The organism is Moraxella caviae (assembly GCF_002014985.1).
Taxonomy (GTDB): domain Bacteria; phylum Pseudomonadota; class Gammaproteobacteria; order Pseudomonadales; family Moraxellaceae; genus Moraxella; species Moraxella caviae.
In genome coordinates this window covers 1-4,445 of sequence record NZ_MUXU01000028.1, presented here as the reverse complement: position 1 = coordinate 4,445, position 4,445 = coordinate 1, and the positions used below count along the sequence as shown (strand labels likewise).

General features: G+C 40.6%; 5 protein-coding genes. 1 reads left to right on the top strand and 4 read right to left on the bottom strand.

Going from position 1 to position 4,445, the window contains the following annotated elements; translation table 11 throughout:
• Positions 1-1,071: relaxase/mobilization nuclease domain-containing protein (locus B0181_RS04495; protein WP_249024905.1), on the bottom strand; the 1,071-nt coding region annotated here is incomplete at its 3' end.
• A gap of 47 nt (positions 1,072-1,118) precedes the next feature.
• Complete coding sequence (locus B0181_RS04490; protein WP_078276295.1) at positions 1,119-1,445, bottom strand: MobC family plasmid mobilization relaxosome protein; 327 nt, start codon at positions 1,443-1,445, stop codon at positions 1,119-1,121.
• A 547-nt stretch (positions 1,446-1,992) separates the two neighbouring features.
• Between B0181_RS04490 and B0181_RS04485 the strand changes: the two genes are divergently transcribed.
• Entirely contained in the window at positions 1,993-3,312 is a 1,320-nt protein-coding gene (locus B0181_RS04485) for a replication initiation protein (protein WP_078276294.1), read from the top strand.
• Here the strand turns inward: B0181_RS04485 and B0181_RS04480 are convergent.
• Positions 3,299-3,934 (bottom strand): Abi family protein, encoded by a 636-nt coding sequence (locus tag B0181_RS04480; protein ID WP_078276293.1) that lies wholly within the window; start codon positions 3,932-3,934, stop codon positions 3,299-3,301. The two genes, B0181_RS04485 and B0181_RS04480, sit on opposite strands and share 14 nt — an antisense overlap.
• A gap of 163 nt (positions 3,935-4,097) precedes the next feature.
• The coding region (locus B0181_RS12050; protein WP_158078931.1) for a hypothetical protein at positions 4,098-4,445 on the bottom strand (348 nt) is incomplete at its 5' end.

Sequence of the window (4,445 nt, the reverse complement as noted above, 5' to 3'; positions counted from 1 at the left end):
TTGTTTCTGGTCGCTAGGTAATAATACTTGTCGTCCTGTTGTATGTTGAATTGGTTCAACACTTTGGGCGGTAGGGGCATTTGGTCTATGGTCGCCTGAATTTGAGCTTGTTCCGCTCGGCTGTCTTTCATACTGCTGTAAAAATACATTGCCATTCCCCCCAATACTAGGACTGTCGCCAATAACACCCCTATGGTTATCATTAGCCAATTCTTGAACGCTAGGGCGGTGTTCAATTTCGCTTGTAGGTTCTGTTGGTGGTCGCTGATAGAGTTCGCTATTAAATGCTCGCTTTCTCTCAATCTCTGCTGTAAGGATTTTTCTAGTTTCTGCAATTCGTTCTGTACGATTTGCTCGGTATTCTCGGCTCGCTCGCTCGTTTTCTGCTGAATAGTCTTGGCTAAATCTGAAATTGTCTGCATAAATTTCCCCTTTTAGGCGGATATTTCGCCCATTTTCGTTGGTTGGGTCTTTGATACTGATTGAATTAGGGGTAATTCTCGCCACAGATAGCCCTAAATCGTTCTGTATGGCGTTTAAAGCGCCTTGACGGTCTTTTATGTTGCCTTGCCCCATTTCGTTCATCAGATAGCCTGTAATCGCTTCCTGTAACGCTTTTTTGTCTTTGGGTAGGTTAAATTTTGGTGTAAGTGGTTGGCGGTTGGCTGGGTCGTTAGGGTCGGTTAGGTTGTATTTGGCATTGGTGTGGTCTTTGAATGCGTTTACTCGCTTTCTGTCCACGCTGTCAAAATAGGGGTTTAACGCCTTACCTGTGGTTAATTCAACCTTTGGAATGACAAAATTCAGCTCTAACCGCCCTTTGTCTCGATGCTCTACCCAACAAATATTATATTGGTCTTGCTCCAATCCGCACAAAAGGGATTTTTCAAAGTCCGCCATAATCTCACGCTTTTGGCGGTCATCAAGGTTGCTTTCCTCGAACGATAATACCCCAACGGTGTATTTGTGCTTAAATTCTAGGCTGTCGGCTAACTGCTGTGTTAATTTGGGGTCGCCCTGCAACACTTTAGCGTGTTCTCGGTCGCCTTTGCTGCCTAGCAAATAATTCATTGTTGCCAAACAAGTGCCTTTTCCCTTGTTGGGTAAAAATTTAATAATCATCTGTGGCGTTCCAAAAGTTCGTCTAGTTGCTCCCTAATGGTGGCTAATTCTGCGGTTACTCTCAAAAGATTGATAATATCGCCCCTTGCTTGCTCGGTGTTGGTAGTTTTGGCGATTTGGTTAAGATTGCCCCCAATCTTGGCAAGTTGTCGCAAAAGTTCAGGGTCTGCCGTTTTTACTTTTTTGGGTTCTGGTATGTCTTGCTCTAAACAAGTTGTTCTAATCCAAACAGCCAATTCCCCTTTTTTGCGGTCAAGTAGGGCTTGATATTCTTGCTCGGTCAATCTGATTTTTATTTCTTTGGTGCGTTTTGGCTTGGTCATTTTTCTTTTGTCTTTTTAATGGGGGTTTGGGGGCTTGCCCCCAATCATCGGAGCATAGCGGAGATGACAAGGGGTTAAGGGGAAGTTCCCCTTACGAGCTTTATAGTATCCCAAAGGGTACTATAAGTATGCTCGCCCTTTACTATTTTTTGTTAATTTTACTAGGTTAGAAAGACAAAAGAAAGGGGTTTTAGGTCAAAAAATTCAAAATTTTTGAAAAAGGAGGACGGTATTATTTAATTATATATATTATTATATTATAGGGGCTGATTTTCTTTTTAAAATCAATGGTTTACGCACTTATAAACGGAGAAACCCCTTACTTCAAACGGAGAAACCCCTTACTTCAAACGGAGAAACCCCTTACTTCAAACGGAGAAACCCCTTACTTCAAACGGAATTATGTTTTTTTTTCCGTTTTTACTCTAATAAGTGTACAAACCCCTGAATTCAAGCGGAAAATACATATATAAAATCCGTTTAAGGAATTGATTTATAATTTTCCGTTTGATATAATGGCTCTCAACTTCTTACTTGCAGGTTACTTATGTCTGAATTTGTTCAAAATGCCAGTTTTTATGTTGAAGGTAAAGAAATTGAAATTTTTAAATCAAATGCCTTAATTGAAGGTGCTTTTGACCTGTCGCCAGCCGAACACGATTTGATGACTTTGGCGGTTAATAAATTATTTAGTCAAGGTGTTGGCGGTAAGCAGGTTTTTATCTCTGCCAAAGAGTTTGCGGTTGCCAATAAAATTCACGAAAAATACGCCTACGAAGTTTTAAGGGAAACTGCTAAAAAATTACACAGTAGAAAGCTCAAAGTCCAAATTTATGAAGATGATTTAAAGAAATTGGCAGGGGAACAGGATTTTTATAGCATTGCACGCCCAAAAGGAAGTCATCGCAAGGCAATTATGGAAACTTACTGGGTTCAAGCCGTTGTGTATCAAGAAAATAGCGGTTTTATTTATCTGATGCTTTCTGATGTTGTTGCTTACCTTATTCAAAAGACTGGCGAAGCCTACACCAAATACCCCTACGAAAAAACAATAAAATTAAATAGTTTTCATACCAAAAAGGGTTATGAGTTATGCTGTAAATGGGCTAACTCAAAACCGCCGCACGGTAAAAAATATCCGCAAGTTACAATGGTGGTTGATGAATGGAAAGACTTTTTTGGTTGTACCAATAAATATAAAGCGGTTAATGATTTTAAAAGATATGTACTAATGCCAGTAATTAAAGAAATTAACCAACAAGGCGAATTTGAATTAACCCTTGAACAGGAAAAAATAGGCAAAATCATCACGCATTTTACGCTGATTATCAACGATAAACGCACCAAAGCAAGCAAGATTGATAAGATGATTAGTGATAGCCGAGACCCTAACACGCTAGACATTTTGCACGGCTTGACTGATAAGGAGCTTGTTATCGTTCGTCAGAAAGTCGCTGATTATATCGCCCATTTGGAAAGCAAGGGCGAGCCAGTAAACGATTTTCACAGAAAAAATATTGAGAATAAGGCGATAGCCGAGCGTTGGGGGCTTGATGAGTACTATGAGCAGTTACAGAAAGCCGAAAATGAACGCCTAGCACGCAAGGAGCAGGCGGAGCGTGAAAGACAGGAGGAACTGGCTAAGAAAGCCGAGAGAGAACGCCAAGAAAGCGAGAATAAGGCGTTTATTGCTTATTTTGAGAGCTTGCCACAAGGTGAACAAAATCGCATTATTGGCGAAGTAGGGGAAATGATTAGGCAAAGTTATCCAGTATATCAATCTATTTTTGAGAAAAATAAGACTGAAAGCAATGCCCATAAAAATCAGATGTTACGCAGTTTGTTTAAGCAGGTTATGGGGGTGTAGGCTTGATTTTTAATAGTTCATCAACCTTTTGCCAAGACTTTACCCAAGTTGCAGTATCTGTACAGCAGTAACCGATGATTTTGATAATCCGCTTGTAGTCGCCTTGTAGGTTGCGGTTAAAAATGGGTTCATGGTGGGCGATACGGTTTCTTAGTTTTCTAATTTTTTCAAGATTATCAAATACTTCTGCTCTCATTATTGGCAAATCTGCATGCTTAGCATTGGGTAGGGCGACTGCCCAATGCTTTTTCCAAATCTCATCATTAAAACGAGCGGTAAAAAATCCTTGCCAAAACACGAACGGTAATTCGCAAATGGTCTGTTCTGTGGTCTCTTGTCGTGCGTCCAAAAGCTCGTCTCTGCGGTTTTGTTGCATACTGCGGACAAATCGCACATTGAACGCCCAATCTGTGCCGTGTTCGGCTTGTATGGCGTTGGCAACTGCGTTTCTGATAACAACTTCACACACCGCCAAACATTCAAACAAGGCGGACGATATTTGCAAGTTCCATTGATACAAACTTAATGCCTGTTCGGTGTTTTGGGTAAATTTCTCATAGGTGGCAAGGCGTGAATGCGATAGGGTATTTTTGATATTCGGATAATTTTCACTTGATTTCATAGGGATAAAGCCTTAAAATATTACTGTTTGCTAGGGTCTATTGAGGGCTTACGCCTACCCCCTAGTATTAAGCGAAAAGCCCGCCTTATGGTGGGTTTTTCTTTTTGTGCTATGATAAACCAAAGTATTTGATAATTACAAAACTTTTGAGGGTTAGTCAAAATCAACGCCCAAACCCAAAGCCCTTGTCTTTGTCTAGGGATTTTTGTTGCTCTGCAATAAATTCATTAGCCTGTTGTTCTCGCTGTTTAATTTGGCGTTCTGTGTCGTTAATTTGTTTATTAGCCCCTGTAATTGCTCGTTCTGCACGGTCAAAGACTGATTGACTTTGGTTAATTGCGTTATCTGCTCGCCCTGTGTTGCTGTGGTCGCCTGTAACTCGTTTAATTGCTGTTCTAGCTCGTTCAACAATGCGTTGTAGTCGTTCAAAAAGCTGTTGTGCATAATTTTGCCCTACTTGCTGATTTTTATTGTGTGTCCGCCGTCTTTGTTGGCGAATACTTCCGCTTTC